Source organism: Neobittarella massiliensis (ex Bilen et al. 2018) (assembly GCF_014269355.1).
Taxonomy (GTDB): Bacteria; Bacillota; Clostridia; order Oscillospirales; family Ruminococcaceae; genus Neobittarella; species Neobittarella massiliensis.
In genome coordinates, this window is record NZ_JACOGI010000003.1 from 134,108 (window position 1) to 155,648 (window position 21,541).

Genomic DNA, 21,541 nt, shown 5'->3' on the forward strand with positions numbered 1-21,541 from the left:
CATGCGCAGACGATACAGTGAAAAAGAGATCAAAGACCGCCTGAAAAGGCTCGAGATCCTAGCAGATACGCGAGAACAGGTATGGGAACATGTGGAGTCAGCCCTGGCCGGCCAAAAGATTGCTGTACAGCGTGGAAAACTGGATTTTGGAGACTACACTGCCCTGATACCTGATGGAACAGGTGGTTTTTACAGCCTACAGGATGAGGTTGTCATCGAGCGCAAAGCCAACATTGACGAGATCGCGGGAAACTTTACGGCGGACCGCCGCCGGTTTGAAGCCGAGTTCTTGCGCGCTCGCGCCTCCGGGGTCAAGGTATTCCTACTCATAGAAAACGCCACTTGGCAAGATATCTTTGACCACAGATACCGCAGCCAACTGTCTCCCAAAGCACTGGCAGCCAGCCTGTTATCCTGGCAGGCAAAATACGGTATCACGGTGGTGTTCTGTCGACCGCAAGAAAGCGGGAGGATCCTGTATGGGATTCTCTATTATTGGGCTCGGCAGAGATTGGAAGGGGGGTTTACATGAATGCCGCAGACATCATAAAAGATCGCGTGAGCATCCCGCAGGCTTTGTCCTATTACGGAGTGGAGCTATCGCCTAAGGGACGCATTCCGTGCCCCATCCATCGCGGTGAACACAAGAACTTTGCCTATACACAAGACCGCTTTATCTGCTTTGTATGTGGTGCACATGGGTCGGTTATCGATCTGGTGATGCAGCTCTTTGACCTCAGTTATAGTCAGGCTCTAGTGCGATTGGATGAAGACTTTTCGCTGGGGTTACTGCGTGGCAGAGGCACCCCAGAAGAGCGCCGCAGGGCCAAAGCAGCCGCAGAAAAACGGGCCTTAGAGCTACAAAAGCTGGAGCGTGACAAACTGCTTTACCAGCAGCAGACAGCAGCTTATTTAGCCGAATTTCGGGGGCTGAATCGAATGACAGAGTCATGCCGCCCCACATGGGACGGATCCGGCCAACCTCCGGAACTTCCTCAAGAATGGGCATTTGCTTTTCACCGGATCCCGGCTGTAGGTCTTTGGCTAGAAATGTTTGAAAATTTTGACAGATGGGAGGCCTTAACAGGTGGAGGTGATACAGGTCCCGGCATTCACGCGGGAAGATTTTCTAGAGGGCACCGCTCCTTATGAGTTCCTGTACCAATTTTTTGACGACAAATTTGTGTTGGAGCGCATGACCCAACGGGTCAGTGAGCAGGCGCGTAAAGTGCGGGTCACCGGCTTTAAAAAAGCCTTTGGTGAGTATGTGAAAAAACAGCGAGCACTTAGCCAACCCGTATATGCTATGTCTGTTACCCAATTCGAAGGACAGGAGATAGAGCTCACGACAGGCCCCTGGCGGGCTGATGAGTACGGGGTGAGCATAGACGAGGACTATCGGGAGATCGTGGCGTGCAATCACCCCATCCTACCGGTCATGCGCCTATGCAATATCGACACGGGGGTTGAAAAGCTGGTGCTGGCCTTTCGCAAGGGCAGACAGTGGCGCCATACCACAGCAGACAAACGCACTCTGGCCAGCAGACAGAGCATTTTAGAACTGGCCAATGTAGGTGTGGCGGTGACCTCCGAAAACGCCGCCTATATGGTGCGCTACCTACATGATATCGAGGGACTAAACTATGACATGATCCCCGAAAAGCAGAGTGTCGGCCGGTTGGGCTGGATCTCTGGAGAAGGCTTTTCCCCCTATGTGGACAACCTGGTATTTGATGGGGATGCTAATTTTCGCGCCTATTTTGAGAGCGTACGCACTGCCGGCAGCTTTGACACTTGGCTGGATATTGCCCGTAAAGCACGGGTTCAGGACAGCATTACCGCCCGTATCGTGCTCGCGGCATCTTTTGCCAGCGTACTTGTCGGTCCGTTGGGTTGCCTTCCCTTTTTCGTACACCTGTGGGGCGGCACTGAGAGCGGCAAAACGGTGGGGCTGATGTTGGCGGCCAGTGTTTGGGCCTGTCCGGAGATGGGGCGGTACATACACACATTCAACTCAACTGCGGTGGGCCGCGAGCGCTCGGCGGCGTTTTGCAACAGCTTGCCGCTGATACTGGATGAGTTGCAGATCGCCAAGGACAAGAAAGAGTTCGATAAAGATATCTATATGCTATCTGAGGGAGTGGGCCGCACCCGGGGAAACCGGCAGGGTGGCACAGATAAGACCCCCACCTGGCAGAACTGCATCCTTACCTCTGGTGAGATGCCGATCACCAGCGCCTCATCCGGTGGTGGCGCCGTCAACCGTATTGTAGAGGTAGAGTGCCGAGAAAAGCTATTTAGAGATCCACGCGGCACAGCCAACGCGGTAAAGCGAAACTATGGATTCGCCGGTCCGCTATTTGTACAGCAACTGGATGAGGCTGGTATACAGGAGGCAGAACGCCTCTTTTCCAGGTATTTAGTTCAGCTTCAGCAGAGCGATACCACCGAGAAACAGGCCATGGCTGCTGCTCTATTATTGACCGCTGACGAGCTGGCGACCAGATGGATATTTACTGACGACAAAGCCCTGACTCTGGCTGATATCGCCGAATTTTTACGCACTAGAGCCAGTGTGGATGTCAATGGCCGCTGCTATGACTTCCTCTGTGAATATGTGGTGCAAAACCGGCACCGCTTTTGCGGGGAGAGCGACCAAAATGAGGTGTGGGGAGCTATTGATCGCGGACACGCTTACATCGTACGCAGCGTCTTTAACCGTATTTGCCAAGAGCAGGGATTTAATCCTCAGGCGTTTTTAAGCTGGGCTAAACAGGATAAAAAGATCCAGACCCGCGAAAAAGGCTACACCATGACCAAGCGCATAAATCGAGCTCCGTGCAACTGTGTGGTGCTGATCTTGCCGGCAGAAGCGCCCGAAACCGACGAATTATTGCCAGATGTGTAACCGTGTATAACCTTTGTGTAACCTTAGGGGGCCGAAAAACCGCATGGTTATGCGGTTGTGTAAATGTGTAACCTGTATGACCTTTTTAAAGGGTCCCTATATAGAAAATAAAAAAATCTGCACACTTGCAGAAAAAACACTCTCGCGCGTTAGTGTACATCGGAAATGGTTACACATTTACACAAACATCTATAAACCGCATAGATAAGCCAAAAAAAGCGTGTAACCTTTATTTACACACAGGTACACAGTTTACACAGAAAGGAGGATGTACATGTGAATAATGATCTGACATATCGCAAGGATTTCCGCCTACTGGAATTGGGCGCCAGTCAAAACGCGCCAATGCCTGATGGAGATTTAGAAGACCAGATGTGCTTCTTGGCCTTGCGCAGTCTATATACTGACCTGCGTGCTGGGCATGTTCTGCGGGATCGCGCTAGTAAGGAGCGAAAAATGCTGCAAAACAGCTATCGTTTGGCCAGATGCAGGCATATGCAGCAAATAGCCAGCTATAAGCAATATCAGTTTAATATCCTTGCGGCAGGAGATGACTTGTCGAGGATCCTAAAGGGTGTGCGCTGTGGTATGTCATATAAAGAACTCTTCACAACCGCTACTCATAGCCTGGGCAAATTACTGGGTGAGGACGTGACTTATCAGGCCGTCTTAGCTGAAATAAGAGGACGTGAAGCGAATGAAGAAACATGATCCGATGACAGACCGGCGCATAGATATGGCGGTTGAGACGCATGGAGAGGCCCTAGAGTGGGGTGTGAAGGACAAGCAGATTTGGATTGTGGAGGGAAAATAGATGGATATAAAGCAGTTTGTAAAAGATCGGGATGCTGCTTTTCTTTCGCTAAAAAAGAGCAAAATCCTAGCCTATTGTAAAAAATACGGTGTTTCTGCGCCCATCGATGGGGACATATTCTGGGCTGGAGTCCATAAGGCTATTTTGGTTATAAACAGTGCAACACCTGAGCAGAAAAGCAACAGTAAAAAATGGCTTATATCGCACGGATATAGCGTCGAAATTTAAAGGGAGCACAACGATGGAATTTACCGAGTACATAAAAATCAAACAGCGGATGGTCAAATACAACCTAAAAATGCGGGCGTGCATGGAAGATTGTGGGGAGTGCGCTTTTCATCCGCAAAATAACGGACTAAAGTGCCACTGTAGCGACATTGAACTGATCGACCCGGAAAGGGCGGAAAATATCGTCAAGCAGTGGGCCAAAGAGCACCCGGCCAAGACGTATGCGCAAGACTTTTTGAGCAAGTTTCCGAAAGCGCCGAAAGACAACTATGGGACACCGGCGGCATGCCGTAAAACTATTTATGGGGGAAGTTGTATAGATAACGCTGATTGTGAAGACTGCTGGAACGAGCCAATGGAGGAGGACCCCGCCCATGACTAACCTAGTACGTCGCGCCCAGCTGGGCGACCGAGAGGCACAGGAGGAGTGTACCAGACAGGGGATTGTGCTGCCGTGCCAATGTGGTAATGAGTTCCCGACCATTACAGAGACTGACTTGCGCGGTATTGAGATACGCTGTCCGAGTTGTAATACCACATTTACACGAGATTACTATAGCACAGGCCGCGGGGAGCTTGGACGCGTTCGCACTCTCGAAGCCTGGAACACCCGCCAGGCCCCGCCGATTGTGCGGTGCGGGGAGTGCAAGCATTGGCACAAAGAGCACTGCGCGCGTGGCCCCTCGCCGTGCTGTACATTACAAACGCCGGCAGACTACTATTGCCCGTACGGAGAGCCAAAGGAGACAGACCATGAAAATGTGTAAAAACTGTGAGTACTTTGATGCTGACGGAGAGCGCGGCGGGATGTGCGACAAAAAATACTGTATTTGCCACAAGGACACAAAGGCGTGCGAATTATTCCGCGAGAAAACGGACGTCGGAAAAGAGATATTGTCTATGCTGCATTACATTGCAAGCGAGCTAGAGCAGATCAAAAAGACCGTGAAAAAGTGTTATGGAGAGCCAAAGGGGGTGTACCATGAGACCGATTGACGCAGACGCCTCCAAAAAGGACTTTGGGGAGCACTTTGGCGATGTACAGGACGCGGTATGTGCACAGCAGATCATAGACAGGCAGCCGACTATTGACCGCGATAGCTTGATACCGCATGGACAATGGATTGAAAAGCCGTATCTGATTGGAACAACACGCTACTGCTCTAAGTGTGGCGAAAACTACGGTATGCCGCACGGCGTGTTTAACTACTGCCCCAACTGCGGCGCCAAGATGAGAGAGGAGGTGCCAAATGAAATACAGAAAAAAGCCGATAATAATTGAGGCTATGTGCTATACAGATGAAAACCTGTGCCAAATAATGTCTTTTGCCGGGAAAAATGCAGTCTGGGATGAGCGCACACAGACCATGTATATCGAGACGCTGGAGGGCTGCCATATTGCGAGCATTGGAGACTATATCATCCGCGGCATAGCTGGCGAGTACTACCCCTGCAAGCCGGATATATTTGCCGCTACATATGAGGAGGTGCCCGAGTGAAAGCACGTGTGCCGTCAATGAAAATCAGAGAGCGCCGGGCCATTGTGCGGCAGACTATGAAACTGATGCTGATTGCAGAACACAACGCACATGGGCACGGCAAAGAACGCCTGTACAGAACAATGCAGTGTGCTGCCCGCATTGCTAAAAAGCTGGACGATGACCCCGATATGCTGCTTGTACTGGACAAGGACCTTGCAACTATCGGCATCGAGTTTGAACAGCTGGAAGAATTCAAGTTCTAAGGGGGCAAATCGGATGAATAGAGAGCCAAACGGCAAAACATGTGTAAATTGTGGCGCTCCACTTTTGGGCCAGCAAGAGCGATTTTGCAGCCGTGAGTGCAAAAGAAAGTGGTGGGCCGCAGAGTACAGGGGCACCGAAGCGCGCAGGTGCATAAATTGCGGCAATGTGCTGCCGTTTAGACGGAAGAAGTTTTGCAGCGCCCGGTGCAATTCGCTGTACTATGGCCGGTTAAAGAGAGAAAGAGAAAAAGAAAAGACCGTAAAACGTCAAAGCGATACTCGATACCCCGGCACGATGGCGGAGATAGTCGAGATCACGAGGAACAATCCCAATTATGGACGACTGGTCAAGGAGGTGCTCAATGCCTGATATAGCAGCCCAGCTGGCTCAGCTGCCACACCTGCGCAGAGAGATATCACAGCTTACAGCGGATATAGAGCGGCTACGTGATGCCATACCTTATGCGACTGATGTAGTCAAGGCATCTGCTCGGGAGTATCCGTATACTGAGGGATGTGTGACGGTATCGGGGATAGACCTGACGGCTACCGAGGCACGCAGGTACAGCCTGGAGATATCTCACAAATTATCAGAGAGATCAATCCGCAGAGATCAACTACTGGACCTAGCAGACAGCCTAGAGCGCGAGATCAACAAGCTACCGGACAGCAGACACAGGCAGGTGCTACGGCTGCGGTACATAGAGGGTCTGACAATTGAGGAGACAGCCGGGCAAATGGGGTACTCAGCTCGACAGGTAGATAGACTACAGAAAGAGGCAATACAATCATGTCGTGGTATGTCGTGCTAAGATGGCTGTAGAATGGTAACGTAAAGTAGTGCGCGAAAGCGTACCGCAGTAAAGCCATCCTGCGTAGTAGACACCGCACCATAGGCGGACCGCCGAGACGCAGAGTATTAAACAGGACCTCCCGCACCTCTCAACGATGTGGCCCAGTGGAGGACGATATATTGAGAGCTTACACATTTCGTGTAGGCTCTTTTGTTTAACACAGGAGGTGCCATGTGTCAGACAGAAGACATATGGCATATCATGGTGCAGATAGGCCGCATAGATAGGTAGATGCTATCCTGGCAGTACCTTGTCCGTCTTGCGGGCTATCCGAAAAAGTCAGCAACGATTGTTCATCTTTTTCATGAGAAAAGCATATGAGAGCCTTGCACAAAAGTGCAGGGCTTTTCTTATTGCAAAACGGGTGTGCTGCCGCACGCGATATGCATATACGGCAGAGGGATGGGATCGGGGCAAAAGACGGAGAGGTGGTGACGTGGCCAACAATGAAAACCTTATACCGTTCAGTGAGCGAAGCAAGGATGAAGCACGAGAATGTGGTAGGAAAGGCGGCATTGCCTCGGGGGCGGCCCGTCGCCGCAAACGCAGCATGAGAGAGGCGGCTGAACTGTACCTATCCCTACCTGTATCGGATGGCAGGCGGGCCAATAAACTAAACCGGAAATATCTTGACTACGACGATATTGACAACCAGATGGCAATGATCGTGGGGTTAGTTGAGCAGGCCACTAAAGGGGATGCTCGGGCAGCTACAGTGATTGTCAAGCTGCTGGGTGAAGAAGTTCCACGCGAAGATCAGGCGGCCGACCAATTGACGAAAGCAGCGGAACTGCTCGAGGGGATCGATGGCGTTATCGAATAAGCAGATAGAATATCTGCAGAGCTGCGGCCACCGCTGGAACATCAAAGTAGGCGCGACCGGCAGCGGTAAAAGCTGGCTGGACTACGCCATAGTTGTCCCTAAGCGCCTGATGGCCCTACGGGGGCAAGGCGCCGCCGTTCTGCTGGGTAATACACAAGGTACACTGTCCCGCAATATTCTGGATCCCATGCGTGATATATGGGGCGATAAGCTTGTTGGTGCTATTAGCAGTGACAATACGGCTCGTCTATTTGGGCACCGTGTGCACATACTTGGCGCAGATAACCGCAAACACGTCGCCCGTATACAGGGTATGACCATCGAGTATGCCTATGGCGACGAGATGACGACCTGGCACGAGGATGTATTTCAGATGCTTAAAAGCCGATTGCGCTGTGCACACAGCTATTTCGATGGCACGGCAAACCCAGCAGATCCGCACCACTTTGTAAAAACTTTCATTGACAGCGACGCAGATACCTACTGTCAAACATCTACCATAGACGATAACCCTTTTCTCCCGGTAGAATTCGTCGAAAACTTGAAGAAGGAATATGCCGGCACCGTGTACTACAACCGCTTTATCCTCGGCCAATGGGCGGCCGCAGAAGGCATTATATATCGCGGCTTTGCCGATAGCATCGCGGCTGGATCCAACCAGTTTATCTGGCCTAATAACAAGCCTATCTGGCGTGTACATATCGGCATAGACTTCGGAGGCACTGGATCGGCGCATTCTTTTGTAGCTACTGGTGTACTGCCAGGGTACCAGGGTGCTGTTGGGCTAATGAGCCAACGCATACCCGCTCAAGGCACCACACCAGATGATCTCTACCAATCATTTCTATGTTTCGCGGAGGCTGTTTTTACAAGTCTCGGCAAAATAGATGCTGTGTATTGTGATAGTGCTGAGCAGGTGTTAATACGCGGCCTACAGTCATATCTACGGACTACTCGATATGCTTGGCTGGCTGGGAGGATACACAACGCCGCCAAAATCTCCATTACTGATAGGATCCACTTAACCGCCATACTCATGGGCGGCGGAAGATTCTGGTATACCGACCAGGCCGAAGGTCTAAGAGACGCCTTAGCCTCTGCGCTCTGGAAAAGCAAAGGCAGCGGAAAAGATGAACGTCTTGACGACGGTACAACGGATATTGACACCTTAGACGCCTTTGAGTACACCATCGAACGGGACTACAAACGATATTTGAGGTTGAGCTGATATGGACATCACACAATTTATTGCTTTTCTTAACAAGAAAAAAGGGTGGAACATCCAGGGGAGCTACTACGCGCATATCGCCAGGTGGAAGCAATATTGGCAGGGATATGTGCCAAATTTCCACACGAACAACGAGACCGGCCTGGATGGTGCCAAACATAAACGCGAGATGTACCGGATGCGGATGCCCAAACGCGTGTGCGAGGACTGGGCAGGGCTACTGCTCAACGAACGGACAACTGTCACGATACAGGACAGAACCAGCGCTGTGTGGCTGCTGGGTGAAGATCAACAGCAAACTGGTGGACTGCTGGCAGATCTGCGCTTCTGGCCGAATGCTAATGCTCTGGTCGAGTTGACCATGCGTAGCGGCACCGGTGCATTTGTTATGGGCGTCGAGGATCTACAAGTAGCTGATAACATGATAAAGATCTCGCCGGGCGCACGGCTATATCTGGATTATCTACCAGCTGAATGCATCCTACCCATTACTGTGCGGCACGGGAAAGTCATTGATGTGGCGTTCGCTAGTGAGGTATTTACCGGTGGGAAGAGCTGCGTATACTTACAGACTCACCAGTTGATAAGCGGTAAGGGCACTAAACAGTATCGCATTACCAACGAGTATTTTGTCAGCGATGAGGAACAGAGCGATGGGGCCCACTACAAGGCTACCACCTTGCCGGCCGGCATGCTGCCCTATATAGATACCGGCAGCGCAGTGCCGTGGTTTTCCCTGTTCTCCCCTGCCGCTGTAAAAAATATAGACGGTGGCGCTGGGCTCGGTATGGCGGTGTTTGCCGAGGCAATAGACCAAGCCAAACAGTGTGACGTGGCATTTAACAATTATCATCGCGATATTTATCTCGGTGGTAAGAAGGTCTTCTACAACAAAAAGCTGATACAGAGCTGGATTGATTCAGAGGGCAATGAGAGACATGTTGCCCCCGATGATATCCAACAGCAGCTTTTTTATCAGTCTGGTGATACAGACAGCCTCAACGGAGATAAACAAGATGTCTACGAATATAACCCCGATTTACGAGTAGATGCCAACGGCAAAGCCGTACAGGATGCACTGGACTACTTCTCTTTCAAATGTGGGCTTGGCACACACCACTACCAGTTTGATGGTGGTAATATATCCACCGCTACCCAGTACACAGGTGACCGGCAGGACATGGTACAGCACGCAAACAAACATCACACCTGCATAGAAGCAGCAGTACAGTCTATCCTGCGGTCTCTGCTGTGGGCCGGCAAAGCAGTGCTTGGGCAGCCAGTAGATCCGGATACAGCAGTAACCATCAACTGGGACGACAGCTACATCATAGATGCAGGCACCCGTCGTCAGCAGGATATGCGAGACGCCCTTGAGGGCTTTATACCTAAGTACAGATACAACATGGAATGGCGAGGTATGAACCGAGACGAGGCTATGAGAGCCGTACAAGAGGCGGCATCTGAAATGGCCAGCCCAGATACTATCATGGGCTTTGGCGGTGATGGCTGATGTTAGACCCACAATACCTGGACCATTTGCCCGACCGCGTAGTGGAGCTGTATACGGGCATGGAAGAACGCATTTTAGAAGATATGGCACGACGCATCTCTAAAGTGCAGTCTGTCACTGATACAGTAAAGTGGCAGTCTTGGCGGGCAGAGCAGTTGGGAGCAGAGCGGGCGTTTATTCGCTCACATCTGCAGCGCCTGACAGGCAAATCTCAGGGGGAAATCAATCAGCTTTTTCTAGAAGCCGGTGAGCAGGCATTATATTACGACGACATGATCTATCGAGCGGCTGGGCTTTCTCCTTTAGCCATCAGTAATAGTCCTGTGTTACAGCGCATACTGTCATCAGGAGTAGCAAAGACCCGTGGGCTATTTGAAAACTTGACCAGTACAACAGCTAATACCGCGACTCGACAGTTTGAGCGCGCGCTTGATGCAGCGTATATGGACATGATCTCTGGTGCATTCAGCTACCAGGACGCCATCCGAAGCGCAGTCAAAAGTCTGACGTCTAAAGGGTTGGATGCCATCACCTACCCATCAGGTCGCACAGATAAACTGGACGTAGCTGTGCGCCGGGCGGTGCTCACCGGGATAAATCAGACTGCTGGCCAGCTCAGCGATGCCAGGGCCACAGAAATGGGCTGTGATCTTGTGGAGACCACTGCACACGCCGGTGCTAGACCGGAGCATGCCGCCTGGCAGGGCAAGATTTTCAGCCGTAGCGGTCATCACCCCAAATACCCAGATTTTGTATCTACCACTGGGTATGGGACAGGCGCCGGTCTCTGTGGCTGGAATTGCCGACACAGTTTCTACCCATATTTTGAGGGCCTGTCCAGAAACTCTTATACGCGCCGAGAACTGAACAAGTTAAATAGTACTGCAGTGGAATATAAGGGCCAAACTCTGTCCGTATATGATGCGTCGCAAGTACAGCGCAAAATAGAACGTAAGATTCGGCGTTGGAAGCGCGAATACAAGGCCATGGAGGCCGCTGGACTGGATGTTGGTGAAGCATCTGTGCGGCTGTCTAAATGGAGAGCCACACAAGCGGACTTCTCAAGCCAAACTGGTATGCGTGGAGACAATTTCCGTCAACAGGTGTTGGGCTTTGGGCGCAGCCAAGCAGCAAAGGCCACGGCTATCCAGCGCGATATGCAACGCTTCCGGGCAGCACTTGATGGATTGAAAGCGCCTGACGGCACTGTTCTGCAGGGCACGGAACATGTATATCTACGAGCGCGAATAAGGTCCGTATCAGCAGAAGATATAGCAGATGCGTTGACACGCTGGCTTGAAAAAGGCAAAATAAAGGTAGATGATTTGGGAAGGCCAAGCTATAAGCTGATTGGAGAACGTGCTACTATTGCTATAAACCCAGACACAGGCAATATTACCAGCGTGTGGAAAACAGGAAGAAAGACAGTCGCTAAATTAAAGAGAGGTAAAATGACATGAAAATTCCATTTAACGAAGAACAGTTGGTTTTTTTGAAAAGCGTACCGCTGCCATTTGACCCATCAACCGACTTAACCGATGAGCAAATAGAGAAAATGGTTAATATCCTGGAAGACCACATCGCGTACCACGGGATGAATGAGGAAGGTACTGGAGAAAACGAGATCGGCACCCACTGTGCTGACCTGCTCACATTCTTAGCGCCATATGCGTAGTGTCAAATTAATAGCGTAAGGGTCTCTACCATAAAGGTAGGGGCCCTTTTGTTATACAAAAAATTGCCCCGGAACGGCGTAAAACTTGGCCAGCCAAGCGGAGGCGACCCGCGTTATCAAAGCGTAGGCAGGAAGGAGATCAATGAAACGTGAAGAGTTAGAGGCTATGGGGCTCGCCAAAGATGCTATCGATAAGATTATGGATCTGAATGGTGCTGACATCAACGCCGCCAAGGCCCCAGTAAACCAGCTGCAAGCGCAGGTCGAGACCCTGACAGGGCAGCTGCAAACTGCAACGGACGGGCTGAAAGCTTTTGAGGGTGTGGACGTCAACAGCCTGAAAGAGCAGATAAGCAAGCTGCAGAGTGACATGCAGGCCCAAAAAGAGGCGTTTGCCTTTGATTCCATGCTAGACGGGGCAATACGAGACGCCAAGGGTCGCAATGTGAAGGCTATACGTAGCCTGCTGGATATCGAGTCACTGAAAACCAGTAAAAACCAGGCCGAAGATATCAAAGCCCAACTGGAACGCTGTCAGTCTGAGAACGGTTGGGCATTCGGTAGCGATGACGCTGCGAACAGTGGACTTCAAACAGCTGCTACGGGCGCAGAACATGGAACTGGCGGTACGGTTGGTACTGAAGATGGCGTCGAAGCAGCCTTTGCCCGCCTCAACCCGAACTTAAAAATCGATTAGATGAAAGGAAAAATACTATGGCACACACTGCACAGGATCGCTATTCCAAACTGGTAGACGCCAAGCTGCGTTACACCTTGGTCAAAAAAGACGGCGTGTTTTTCAACAATCGCTACGAAGGTGACCCCAAAGCGGGCAATGTAAAAATCCCGGTACGCGACACGGAGGTATCTGTCCAGTCTTATGATAAGGCCAACGGCGTTGCTGGTACTAACGGCTCTACCGCCTATGTCAGCATGGCGATCACCAAAGACTATGCTGTGAACGAGATTGTGGACGGCTACGACGCTGCCAGCGTACCCGATAACCTGGTAGCCGATCGGCTGGACTCTGCTGGCTACTCGCTGGCTCTGCAAATGGAGCAGGATGCTACCGCCTGTTTGGAGGCTGCAGCAACTACGTTTGGCAATACGACTGCTCTGACCAAGAACACCGTATACGAATCCATCGTAGACGTGCGTACCAAAATGAGTGAGGCTAAGGTGCCCAATGATAATCGCCGTTGGCTCGCCTGTACTCCTGCGACCTATTCGCTGATCCTCAAAAGCCCGGAGTTTATCTCTGCCAGCAACCTGGGCGACGAGGTCAAGCAGACCGGTGCTCTGGGCCGGATTGCCGGCTTCCTGGTGTTTGAGGATGCGACCTTAAGTGCCACCACCGAATTTATCGCCGGTCATCCTGACTGGTGCTGCCGGGTAAAAGAGTGGGCTGTCCCGGTACATAACCAGGATATCAACGGCAGCGGTAAGTACATCGGCGCCACCGCCATTCAGGGGCGCCAAGTCTATGACCACAAAGTCACCAAGGCTACTGCTGTGTACATCAAGAAAACCGCTGGTATTGGCGGCTAAGGGGATATGAAAGATGTTGTATGCTGACTACTCCTACTACACTGAGACATATGGCGGGAAGTTGGAGGCAGAAGCATATACCTATTTTGGGGCCCGGGCCAGCAGACTTATCGACCAGTTGACTTTTGGCAGAGCAGACCATGCACCAGACATTATGGCAGACCGGATAAAATGGTGCTGCTGCGAGCTGGCAGATGAGCTGCACCTCCAAGACGCCACAAGCGAACAGACTGGACATGGCGCTATAGCAAGCGAGAGCAACGATGGGTATAGCGTAAGCTATGTGGCGCGTCAAGAGGGACAAGATATGGCTACATCCGCTAAGGTCTGCAGCCAAAATCTTACTTGGCCTGTCAATCTCATGTGGACGGGGGTATGCTGATGACCACCAACGGATCAATTACCATTTGGCATAGAGGGTGGGACGGGGCAAGAGGGGTAGATACCTATAGTCATGCGATATACGCGGCGCACTGGTACCAGCATACGCTTACCAGTGTGCAGACGGGGCTTGCCTATGCTAACGAAGTAAAGGTACGCATACCAGGAACAATGGCCATTGATATAGCTGTAGGCGACCGCATTATCCGCGGTGAGGTCAACACATCATCTCCCCCAAATATCGCATCCACCATCATTGGCTATAGCGATAACCGCAGAGGTCTAAACCCGCACTGGCTGGTGATGGCCAAATGAGCAAGATTATTGTCAAAACTCCAAGAGGATGTGTGGTAGAGCAGCGGTCCAAGGGTGGTAAAGTGTCTACCCGTATCGAATGGGATCCGCAGTTTGGACCTGAATGGACGGATCGGCTAAACACCGCGCAGGCCCGCTTTGATGTGGAGTGCCTACGGTTATGCGATAAGTACGTCGCTATGGACACCGGTGCTACCAAAAACTCAGCACAAATCGCCAGCAATATAGGCGAAGGAGAGCTGATCTGGAATACACCGTATGCTGGGTCAATCTACCATAGTAAGCGCAAACCTGGTGGCATGCATGGCGCTTTGCGCGGACCTCAGTGGGGAGACCGTATGAAAGCCGATAACCTGCAACATCTGGCAGCTTTTCTCAGAAAGCAGGTGAACAATGACTGAATCTGTGCGCACGTGGCTGCGCAGTTGCCCGCTGATTGACCAAAATGACCGTTTCAGCATCAATTATCTTGGTGCTGAACCTATGGAATACACCGTGGAAGAGGTCCCTGGTGTACCTGTATTGACCAAGTATATGGATGGCTCCACCATGCGATCAGCAAGTTTCGTCGTAGCATCGCGGTCGGAGTACAGCGCTGACGTGCTTCAAAACATAGCGAATAGTGGTTTTTGGAGCCAACTCGAAACCTGGGTGGAAGATCAGAATCGACAGCGCAAATATCCGAAACTAGATGACGGACAGCAAGCCAGATCTATAGAGATAACCTCTAGCCACTATCTGTACGAGGTAGGTGCTAACACCGCTCGTTATCAGATCCAACTACAACTGACCTATTATCAGAAAGGGGCAAGACATTGAAAGTATCAGAACTGATGGCTGGTATCACGCCAAAACCCGATTATGAGGGCTTTGCGACCAACGATGATTTCGTGCTGGCTGTCAAAATCGGAGAGGCAACCGGAGAGGCCGACTATACGGTGGTACAGACCGGTATCACCAGTCACGAGGCGGCACTTAACCCCCAAACAACTGACAGTCAATATATTCGCACTGGGTTGGTCACGACCAAGACCGGTACTCAGAGATCGTTTGCCGTCTCAGGCGAGCGCTATGAGGGCGATGCCTTCCAGGGCTTTTGCATGAGCCATGCCGTAAAATTCGGCCGTGGCAATGAAGTGGTGGTACCCTATGTATATTTCAGTATGCTCACCGGCAAAGGCGAAAAAGGCTCAGTAGCAATCATTGTAAATGACGATCAGACCGGAGAGGCTGGGGCAAACGCTGGATTCTCTGCTGATCTAAAGAGCACATCGACACCTACAGAATACACCTATTCTGCCGGTGCGTAAGGGGGGCTATTTATGTTAATCAACGGCGTAGAACTTGTCGTAAACATGTTTGACGCGGACTTTTCGGACAAATACGAGAAGGCTTTCCTTGACATGAAGCAAGGCGAACAGGATATCCCCCAAGACGCCACTTTGGGGGATATTATTCGCCAGCAATGTGCGTTGGCTGCCAAACTTTTCGATGATTTATTTGGGGCGGGTACAGCCAAAGCCATCATACGAGGTAAATCGGATCTGCGCGAACACTTGGACGCTATCGAGTTGTTGCTAGAAGAAGTTAGCACTCAGGCACAACAGGCGAATACACGTCTATCCAAATACTCCCCCAACCGGGCCGCTCGTCGCAAGGCAAAATGAACCTGCTGATCGACAATGCGCCAGATCGTGTGAATGGTATCCCCGTTTACACCGACTATCGTAATATGGTGCAGTTTGAACTGCTCATGCGCGATCCAGATATCGATAACCTACAGAAAGTGCAGTTAGCTATTGATCTTCTATACAAAAAGCCTGTCCCAAGTTTCGAAAGTGCTTGGGATGGGCTTTTATGGTTTTACCGCGGGGGTGTAGACGAGCAACGCTCGAGCGCCGCTAGTGGCGCAGAAAAGCGAGTTTACGATTATGAGCAGGATGCCGGTCTGATCTATGCTGCGTTCCGGCAGGTGTATGGTATTAGCCTACAAGCCGAGCCGCTGCACTGGTGGGAGTTTTTAGCCCTGTTATCTGCTCTGCCTGACAGTTGCACCATGGGCAAAGTCATGGGATACAGAGCCATGGATACCAGCAAATTGAAAGGTCCAGAAAAGAGACACTATCAAAAGCTACAGCGGCTTTGGGCTATCAAAACACCAGATATACAAAACCGATTATCTGCAGCGCAACGCGAGGCAGATATGCGCGATAAGGCACTGAAACGGTATAGGGAGGCCCAGATATGGATACAGCAAAAAAGCAAGTAGTCTGTCCATTTTGTGGCTACCGAATGCCTGTGCGTTATGTCCCGACAGCAACGTGCCGGGGTGTTTTTATCCGCTGTAAAAATAAAAACTGCAAGAAAGAATTCGAAGTAAAACTCTGACCAGTGCCATCAAGTGCCCGCGTCTCGATGAGAGGTGGGAACAGGATTGGCCGACTTTACGGTAAAAGGTGACACGAAGCTAGACTCGTCCGGATTTAGTACGGGACTGGGCAAGCTGGGTAAATTGGCGTCTAAAGGCCTGGCTGTTATCGGTACTGCCTCGGTCGCTGCCATCGGAGCAGTAGCGGCGGCCGGCGTACAGTATAACGCCTCGATGGAGCAATACCAGACAGCTTTCACCACAATGCTGGGTGGATCTGAAGCTGCCGATACACTGACCAATAGCTTAAAGACACTGGCGGCCAAGACGCCTCTAGCCATGTCTGATCTAGCTGATGCGTCGAAAACGCTCTTAGCCTTTGGCAGCTCAGCTGATGAGTTGCCAGATACCCTCCGCAAGCTGGGCGACGTGGCAATGGGCGATGCCCAAAAATTAGGCACCATGGCGACTGCATTTGGCCGCATCCAGTCCAACGGCCGCGCATCCATGGAAGAGATCAACATGATGATAGATCAGGGATTTAACCCTCTGAATATCATCGCTGAGCAGACTGGCGAGACCATGGAGGAGGTCCGCAAGAGAGTCTCTGATGGCGGGGTGTCCTTCGAAGAGCTATCTGGAGCGCTGGATGTTGCCACTTCTGCTGGCGGCCAGTTTTATGGTGCGATGGAGGCCCAGTCTAAAACGTTAAACGGCCAGCTATCCACCCTATCCGACAATGCAAGTGCCTTAGCTGGCGCCATGGCCGAGGGATTATCTGAAGGCATTGCCAGCACACTGCTACCCACGATAAATGGCTGGGTAGATCAGTTGCTGGTAGCAGTGCAGGAGCAGGGCATCGAGGGCGCTATATCGGTTGCCGGACAAATCATTGCCGAAGCCGTAAATATGCTATTAGAGGCGGCCCCGCAGCTTATTGAAACTGCCGTCAGCTTAGTAACCGCTTTTTTGAGCGGCATACAGGCGATGCTGCCATCATTGGGGCAAGGCGCTACCGGTATCATCACATCGCTGGCCACCGGGATCTACGGCCTGCTACCGCAGATTATTACTGTCGGTGCGCAGCTCGTCGTCACTCTTGCACAAGCAATCATCAATGCCCTGCCTACGGTTTGCACTGCGGGCATGCAGGCGCTATCCACATTAGTGGACACCATTGTTAACAACTTACCGCAGATAATAGACACCGGAACCAAGCTGATCCTGTCCCTCATTGATGGTCTGGTAAAAACCATACCTGACCTAGTTGCCCAGATCCCGGCTCTTATCGTCAAATTGGTAGTCGCAATCGCTCAAAACCTACCAAAGATCATTTCCGCTGGCGCACAGATCATCACATCCCTCATATCGGGTATTGGCCAGATGGCTGGGAATTTAATAGCTAAATTCCCCGAGCTGATGAGCCAGATCTGGGACGCTGTAAAAAATATCGACTGGATCGATTTAGGCAAGAGCATCATCAAAGGTCTAATAAATGGTATTGGGTCCATGGGTAGTGCGCTCTGGGATGCGGCAAAAAACATTGCCAAAAAGGCCTTGGACAGCATCAAGAAGTTTTTTGGTATCAAATCGCCGTCCCGTGTCATGCGCGATCAAGTGGGTAAGATGTTGCCGGCTGGTATGGCTATCGGCGTCGAGGCGGATACCGATAAAGCTGTGCATGCAGCTGAAATGGCCGCAGATGAGATGGTACAAGCCGCCCAGCAGGCAGTTGGACAGGCACAGTACCAGGTGGGAGCCGGTGTCTACACAGCTGCTGTAGCCCAGCAGGAGCCGGTGACTGGCACACAAAACGTCAGCAACGTACAGTACGTCACTTTCGAGCAGCCCATGCAGGCCCCAGACGAAATAGCACGGGCCCTGCGCATACAACAGACTTATGGATTGGCAGGTGCGAGATAATGGATACCGATGTGATCGTGCGCTTTGTCCGAGATGACGGCGCAGAACTCGTCATCGATGAAACAGATTGGGGTGCAACAGAAATAGATGGCGCAGCTGCAGCTGAATATGAGGTTTTCAGTGAAGATAATGCTGTTGGGGATGGTGACACCATTACTGGACAACGCGTTAAAGCCAGAGAGTTAGAGATCTCAGCGACTGTTATGGATCTGGCGCAAAATCAGGCTCTACGGCACACGGCGCTAGCCTACTTCAACCCAAAGCGCAACTATAAAGTGCATCTCACCTACATGGGACGCACCCGATGGATATCCGGCGTTCTAACAGCTCTTAAGGCAGAAAGCGCTTATATCTATGAACCACAGTCATTTACCGTGATGCTTCTCTGCCCCATTCCCTATTGGCAGAGTGAAGATGACTTTGGCCAAGATATCGCCGCTGTTACTCCACGCTGGGGCTTCCCCTTTATGGATCACCCAACCGTAGGGGTGCTGGTATCTACCTATAATTTCGGTCGTGATGTGGTATTCGATTATGACGGCGACGTACCTGGATATTTTCGGGCAAAGCTGTCCGCAGATAGCACAGTGGTAAATCCGCGGCTTATAAAAGATGGTTTCTACGTCCGTATCTTGGATGCCATGCAGCAAGGCGACGTGATAGAGATAGATTTTGAACGTGCTACTGTCACTAAAAATGGCCAGAACATTTTGGCAAAGATCGATCGGACCAGCAACTTCACTGCAATGCGTATGGAGCCCGGAGTAAATACAGTCTCTTATGCAGCAGAAACAGGCGAAAATGCGCTGCATGTAGTGCTCTATTACAACAAGCAGTATTTGGGGGTATAGTATGGAATTGTTGGCCCTCAATAAGGAATTTCAGCCGCTGGTCTATGTGCCTTACATTAACCTACAGTGGGAGCGCGAGTACTACACGTTTGGCCAATTTTCAGTACAAATTTTGGCCGCCGATTATGACCCGGCGATGACGTATCTCTACACACCAGACCGGCCCGAGACCGGTATCATTCAAAAAATCGAGCTCGAAGAGACAATAAAGGGGCGTTTTGTCCAGCTGAGTGGATTCTTCCTCGAAAAGATCTTAGATGATAAGATCGTATACCCCACATTTTATGCTAGTGGCATGATGGAGACTACTGTGCGCAGCATGGTACAGGCTTATAAAGGGGATATACCGCTCCTGTCTCTGGGAGCTGCTGCTGGGCTGGGGAATAGCGTCATATGGCAAGAGACTGGGGGACACCTAGGTACTGTAGGATACGAGAAACTGCAGACACAGGAGCTCTCCCAGCGGTGCCTATACGATTACCAGCAGAATAAGATCACATATGCAGTCTGGCAAGGCCTTGATCGCACGCAAGCCCAGACAGTAAACAATTTTGTTGTATTCTCAGATGGATTCCGCAACTTATCAAAAGTTCAAGCATCTCTAGACAGCTCGAATTACAAAAATTATGCGGTCGTAGCCGGCGAAGGCGAAGGAACAGCGCGAAAAGTTGCTTATGCAGACCTATCGTCTGGCGGGTACCGGCAAATGCTGTTTGTTGACGCCAAAAACGAACGGTACGATGCTGCCGAACAGACCGAAGAAGAATATCTTGCTGGGTTACGGCAAAAAGGGCTTGAAAAGCTGCTTGACTACCAAGTTGTGCAGAACATCGAGGTAGATGTATCGCAGGGCACATTTCAGTATTTAAGAGATTTCGACCTTGGCGATCGTGTCGATGTGGTGATCTCCGATATCGGTGTGAGTCTAGAAGCGCGTATCGTATCTGTACACGAGGTCATCAAGAGAGGCCAGCACACTGTCAGTATAGAGCTCGGAAACAAAAAGCTTACCGCTTACAAGAAAGCGAGGATCGCATGAGAAGTTACCCATTTACCAGTCGGGTCACATATGACGAGCAGGGTCTACCGCTGTACGACAGAGCGGTAGACTCTGATTTTTTGCGCAAGGTCTTTGCACAATACTTTTCGGACGGCGTATTCTATGACCCCACCAGTTCACTGCAAGTCACGATCGACACCGGTATGAATGTCAAAGTGCTGCCAGGTGTGTGCCATATCCGCGGTGCCATTGGGATCGAAGAGACACAGCGTGTGTTAGCCGTCCAGGCCAGTGATAGCTTAGACCGCATTGATACCGTCGTGGCCCGTCTAGATCTCGGTCTGGATGTCCGATCCATCGACCTATATGTGCGCAAAGGTACTGCCGCAAATACGCCAGTAGCACCCCCACTTACACGAGACAATACTGTTTGGGAGCTAGGTCTGGCCGATATCTTCGTAGCTAAAAACACCGGTACAATCACCCAACAGCGGATAACTGACACCCGGCTAGATGATACACGTTGTGGTGTCGTTGCGCAGACTATTGGCGATCTCGATACTACCCCCTATTTTGACCAAATCCAAGCTACACTGGACGACCTCAGACAGACCATCCAAGACGTAAAGTCTGGTGATATCGTACTGTCGATCAACGGCCAGAGGGGGGATATAGTTGCAGGCCCTGAACTGCTAAGCGCAGCGCATGAAGTACATACCCACAGCAAAAGCCAAATAACCGATTTTGCCCACACACACCCAAAGAGCCAAATTACTGACTTCCCTGCCTCGCTACCAAACCCTTATGCCCTGACCTTGCAGTTAAATGGGGCCGCCAACAAGACCTATAATGGCAGTAGTGCGCAGACTTTCAACGTCACGCCGGGAGCCATTGGAGCATACACAAAATCCGAGATAGACCAGTACGTAAAATATGCTGTGTTTGGCAGGTCTAGCGATTTGGTCACATCTGGATATAGCGGTAATTTCCAGTTTCAGGACACCAGACTGGGCTGTTATAGCCATACGGCCAGCCTTGCAAGCCTAAACGCGTCCGGTATGCCTGTAATTAAGACCGCCGGCAAGTATCTAGTGATTATCCGGTTATACTTTGTGGGGCAGACATCAGGCATTGCAATTAACGGTCTCACCATCGATACGCTCTTACGTCGCGGATCAACATCATATTCGGTTGGACCTACAATCATCCCCGGTAGTTGGACCGTACACGCTGGTGGTAGCGTACAATTTATTGCAAATCTCAATGTTAATGACTATTTCACAATATCTTATAGTTGTGACCCGAACGCGCAAAAAGTTACTCTCAATAAGACATCGGCATTTTATTTGATAAGACTGGGGGCGTAAA

At 50.9% G+C, this 21,541-nt stretch carries 28 protein-coding genes; all 28 read left to right on the top strand.

The window, feature by feature from the left end:
• Nucleotide 1 precedes the first annotated feature (1 nt).
• The 28 genes from H8K20_RS12430 (at nucleotide 2) to H8K20_RS12565 (ending at nucleotide 21,540) form a co-directional block, all read left to right on the top strand.
• Complete coding sequence (locus tag H8K20_RS12430) at nucleotides 2-532, top strand: ERCC4 domain-containing protein (protein ID WP_243206549.1); 531 nt, start codon at nucleotides 2-4, stop codon at nucleotides 530-532.
• On the top strand, nucleotides 529-1,152 hold the full coding sequence (locus H8K20_RS12435; RefSeq protein WP_186488640.1) for a CHC2 zinc finger domain-containing protein: 624 nt from the start codon (nucleotides 529-531) through the stop codon (nucleotides 1,150-1,152). The genes H8K20_RS12430 and H8K20_RS12435 overlap by 4 nt, the downstream gene beginning before the upstream one ends.
• The gene (locus H8K20_RS12440; RefSeq protein ID WP_105204561.1) at nucleotides 1,088-2,908 is read left to right on the top strand and encodes a DUF927 domain-containing protein; all 1,821 of its coding nucleotides are present in this window, start codon (nucleotides 1,088-1,090) and stop codon (nucleotides 2,906-2,908) included. The genes H8K20_RS12435 and H8K20_RS12440 overlap by 65 nt, the downstream gene beginning before the upstream one ends.
• 276 nt (nucleotides 2,909-3,184) lie before the next feature.
• Nucleotides 3,185-3,619, top strand: a complete 435-nt coding sequence (locus H8K20_RS12445) for a hypothetical protein (protein ID WP_186488641.1) — start codon at nucleotides 3,185-3,187, stop codon at nucleotides 3,617-3,619.
• A gap of 103 nt (nucleotides 3,620-3,722) precedes the next feature.
• Nucleotides 3,723-3,950 carry a hypothetical protein gene (locus H8K20_RS12450; RefSeq protein WP_154865206.1) on the top strand — a complete coding sequence of 76 codons (228 nt, stop codon included), beginning with the start codon at nucleotides 3,723-3,725 and terminating at the stop codon, nucleotides 3,948-3,950.
• 13 nt (nucleotides 3,951-3,963) lie between these two features.
• Entirely contained in the window at nucleotides 3,964-4,332 is a 369-nt protein-coding gene (locus H8K20_RS12455; protein WP_186488642.1) for a hypothetical protein, read from the top strand.
• Between the two features lie 371 nt (nucleotides 4,333-4,703).
• Nucleotides 4,704-4,946, top strand: a complete 243-nt coding sequence (locus H8K20_RS12460) for a hypothetical protein (protein ID WP_186488643.1) — start codon at nucleotides 4,704-4,706, stop codon at nucleotides 4,944-4,946.
• Entirely contained in the window at nucleotides 4,933-5,232 is a 300-nt protein-coding gene (locus H8K20_RS12465) for a hypothetical protein (RefSeq protein WP_186488644.1), read from the top strand. The genes H8K20_RS12460 and H8K20_RS12465 overlap by 14 nt, the downstream gene beginning before the upstream one ends.
• Nucleotides 5,201-5,449 carry a hypothetical protein gene (locus tag H8K20_RS12470; protein WP_186488645.1) on the top strand — a complete coding sequence of 83 codons (249 nt, stop codon included), beginning with the start codon at nucleotides 5,201-5,203 and terminating at the stop codon, nucleotides 5,447-5,449. Before H8K20_RS12465 ends, H8K20_RS12470 begins: the two co-directional genes overlap by 32 nt.
• A complete protein-coding gene (locus H8K20_RS12475; RefSeq protein ID WP_186488646.1) occupies nucleotides 5,446-5,694 on the top strand; it encodes a hypothetical protein in 249 nt (82 codons plus the stop codon). The genes H8K20_RS12470 and H8K20_RS12475 overlap by 4 nt, the downstream gene beginning before the upstream one ends.
• 362 nt (nucleotides 5,695-6,056) lie before the next feature.
• Nucleotides 6,057-6,506, top strand: a complete 450-nt coding sequence (locus H8K20_RS14335; protein ID WP_186488647.1) for a sigma factor-like helix-turn-helix DNA-binding protein — start codon at nucleotides 6,057-6,059, stop codon at nucleotides 6,504-6,506.
• A 478-nt stretch (nucleotides 6,507-6,984) separates the two neighbouring features.
• Nucleotides 6,985-7,371: a KGG domain-containing protein gene (locus H8K20_RS12485; protein ID WP_186488648.1), complete on the top strand. Its 387-nt coding sequence runs from the start codon at nucleotides 6,985-6,987 to the stop codon at nucleotides 7,369-7,371.
• The gene (locus H8K20_RS12490) at nucleotides 7,355-8,599 is read left to right on the top strand and encodes a phage terminase large subunit (RefSeq protein ID WP_186488649.1); all 1,245 of its coding nucleotides are present in this window, start codon (nucleotides 7,355-7,357) and stop codon (nucleotides 8,597-8,599) included. The genes H8K20_RS12485 and H8K20_RS12490 overlap by 17 nt, the downstream gene beginning before the upstream one ends.
• A 1-nt stretch (nucleotide 8,600) precedes the next feature.
• The gene (locus tag H8K20_RS12495; RefSeq protein ID WP_186488650.1) at nucleotides 8,601-10,112 is read left to right on the top strand and encodes a hypothetical protein; all 1,512 of its coding nucleotides are present in this window, start codon (nucleotides 8,601-8,603) and stop codon (nucleotides 10,110-10,112) included.
• Nucleotides 10,112-11,572 (top strand): phage minor capsid protein, encoded by a 1,461-nt coding sequence (locus H8K20_RS12500; protein WP_186488651.1) that lies wholly within the window; start codon nucleotides 10,112-10,114, stop codon nucleotides 11,570-11,572. Before H8K20_RS12495 ends, H8K20_RS12500 begins: the two co-directional genes overlap by 1 nt.
• A complete protein-coding gene (locus tag H8K20_RS12505) occupies nucleotides 11,569-11,787 on the top strand; it encodes a hypothetical protein (RefSeq protein WP_186488652.1) in 219 nt (72 codons plus the stop codon). Before H8K20_RS12500 ends, H8K20_RS12505 begins: the two co-directional genes overlap by 4 nt.
• Before the next feature lie 142 nt (nucleotides 11,788-11,929).
• Nucleotides 11,930-12,484 (top strand): phage scaffolding protein, encoded by a 555-nt coding sequence (locus tag H8K20_RS12510; RefSeq protein WP_186488653.1) that lies wholly within the window; start codon nucleotides 11,930-11,932, stop codon nucleotides 12,482-12,484.
• Nucleotides 12,485-12,501: 17 nt separating this feature from the next.
• Nucleotides 12,502-13,335 carry a hypothetical protein gene (locus tag H8K20_RS12515; protein WP_186488654.1) on the top strand — a complete coding sequence of 278 codons (834 nt, stop codon included), beginning with the start codon at nucleotides 12,502-12,504 and terminating at the stop codon, nucleotides 13,333-13,335.
• Nucleotides 13,336-13,716: 381 nt separating this feature from the next.
• Entirely contained in the window at nucleotides 13,717-14,031 is a 315-nt protein-coding gene (locus tag H8K20_RS12520) for a DUF6751 family protein (RefSeq protein WP_186488655.1), read from the top strand.
• A complete protein-coding gene (locus tag H8K20_RS12525) occupies nucleotides 14,028-14,432 on the top strand; it encodes a hypothetical protein (protein ID WP_186488656.1) in 405 nt (134 codons plus the stop codon). The genes H8K20_RS12520 and H8K20_RS12525 overlap by 4 nt, the downstream gene beginning before the upstream one ends.
• Nucleotides 14,425-14,850: a hypothetical protein gene (locus tag H8K20_RS12530; RefSeq protein ID WP_186488657.1), complete on the top strand. Its 426-nt coding sequence runs from the start codon at nucleotides 14,425-14,427 to the stop codon at nucleotides 14,848-14,850. Before H8K20_RS12525 ends, H8K20_RS12530 begins: the two co-directional genes overlap by 8 nt.
• Nucleotides 14,847-15,341 carry a phage tail tube protein gene (locus H8K20_RS12535; RefSeq protein ID WP_186488658.1) on the top strand — a complete coding sequence of 165 codons (495 nt, stop codon included), beginning with the start codon at nucleotides 14,847-14,849 and terminating at the stop codon, nucleotides 15,339-15,341. Before H8K20_RS12530 ends, H8K20_RS12535 begins: the two co-directional genes overlap by 4 nt.
• A gap of 12 nt (nucleotides 15,342-15,353) precedes the next feature.
• Entirely contained in the window at nucleotides 15,354-15,698 is a 345-nt protein-coding gene (locus H8K20_RS12540; protein WP_186488659.1) for a DUF6673 family protein, read from the top strand.
• Nucleotides 15,695-16,300, top strand: a complete 606-nt coding sequence (locus tag H8K20_RS12545; RefSeq protein WP_186488660.1) for a bacteriophage Gp15 family protein — start codon at nucleotides 15,695-15,697, stop codon at nucleotides 16,298-16,300. Before H8K20_RS12540 ends, H8K20_RS12545 begins: the two co-directional genes overlap by 4 nt.
• Before the next feature lie 165 nt (nucleotides 16,301-16,465).
• Nucleotides 16,466-18,322, top strand: a complete 1,857-nt coding sequence (locus H8K20_RS12550; RefSeq protein WP_186488661.1) for a tape measure protein — start codon at nucleotides 16,466-16,468, stop codon at nucleotides 18,320-18,322.
• Nucleotides 18,322-19,173 (top strand): phage distal tail protein, encoded by an 852-nt coding sequence (locus H8K20_RS12555; protein WP_186488662.1) that lies wholly within the window; start codon nucleotides 18,322-18,324, stop codon nucleotides 19,171-19,173. The genes H8K20_RS12550 and H8K20_RS12555 overlap by 1 nt, the downstream gene beginning before the upstream one ends.
• Nucleotide 19,174: 1 nt before the next feature.
• Nucleotides 19,175-20,212 (top strand): siphovirus ReqiPepy6 Gp37-like family protein, encoded by a 1,038-nt coding sequence (locus H8K20_RS12560; RefSeq protein WP_186488663.1) that lies wholly within the window; start codon nucleotides 19,175-19,177, stop codon nucleotides 20,210-20,212.
• Nucleotides 20,209-21,540, top strand: coding sequence for a hypothetical protein (locus H8K20_RS12565; RefSeq protein ID WP_186488664.1), 1,332 nt, complete (start codon nucleotides 20,209-20,211; stop codon nucleotides 21,538-21,540). Before H8K20_RS12560 ends, H8K20_RS12565 begins: the two co-directional genes overlap by 4 nt.
• Nucleotide 21,541 lies beyond the last annotated feature (1 nt).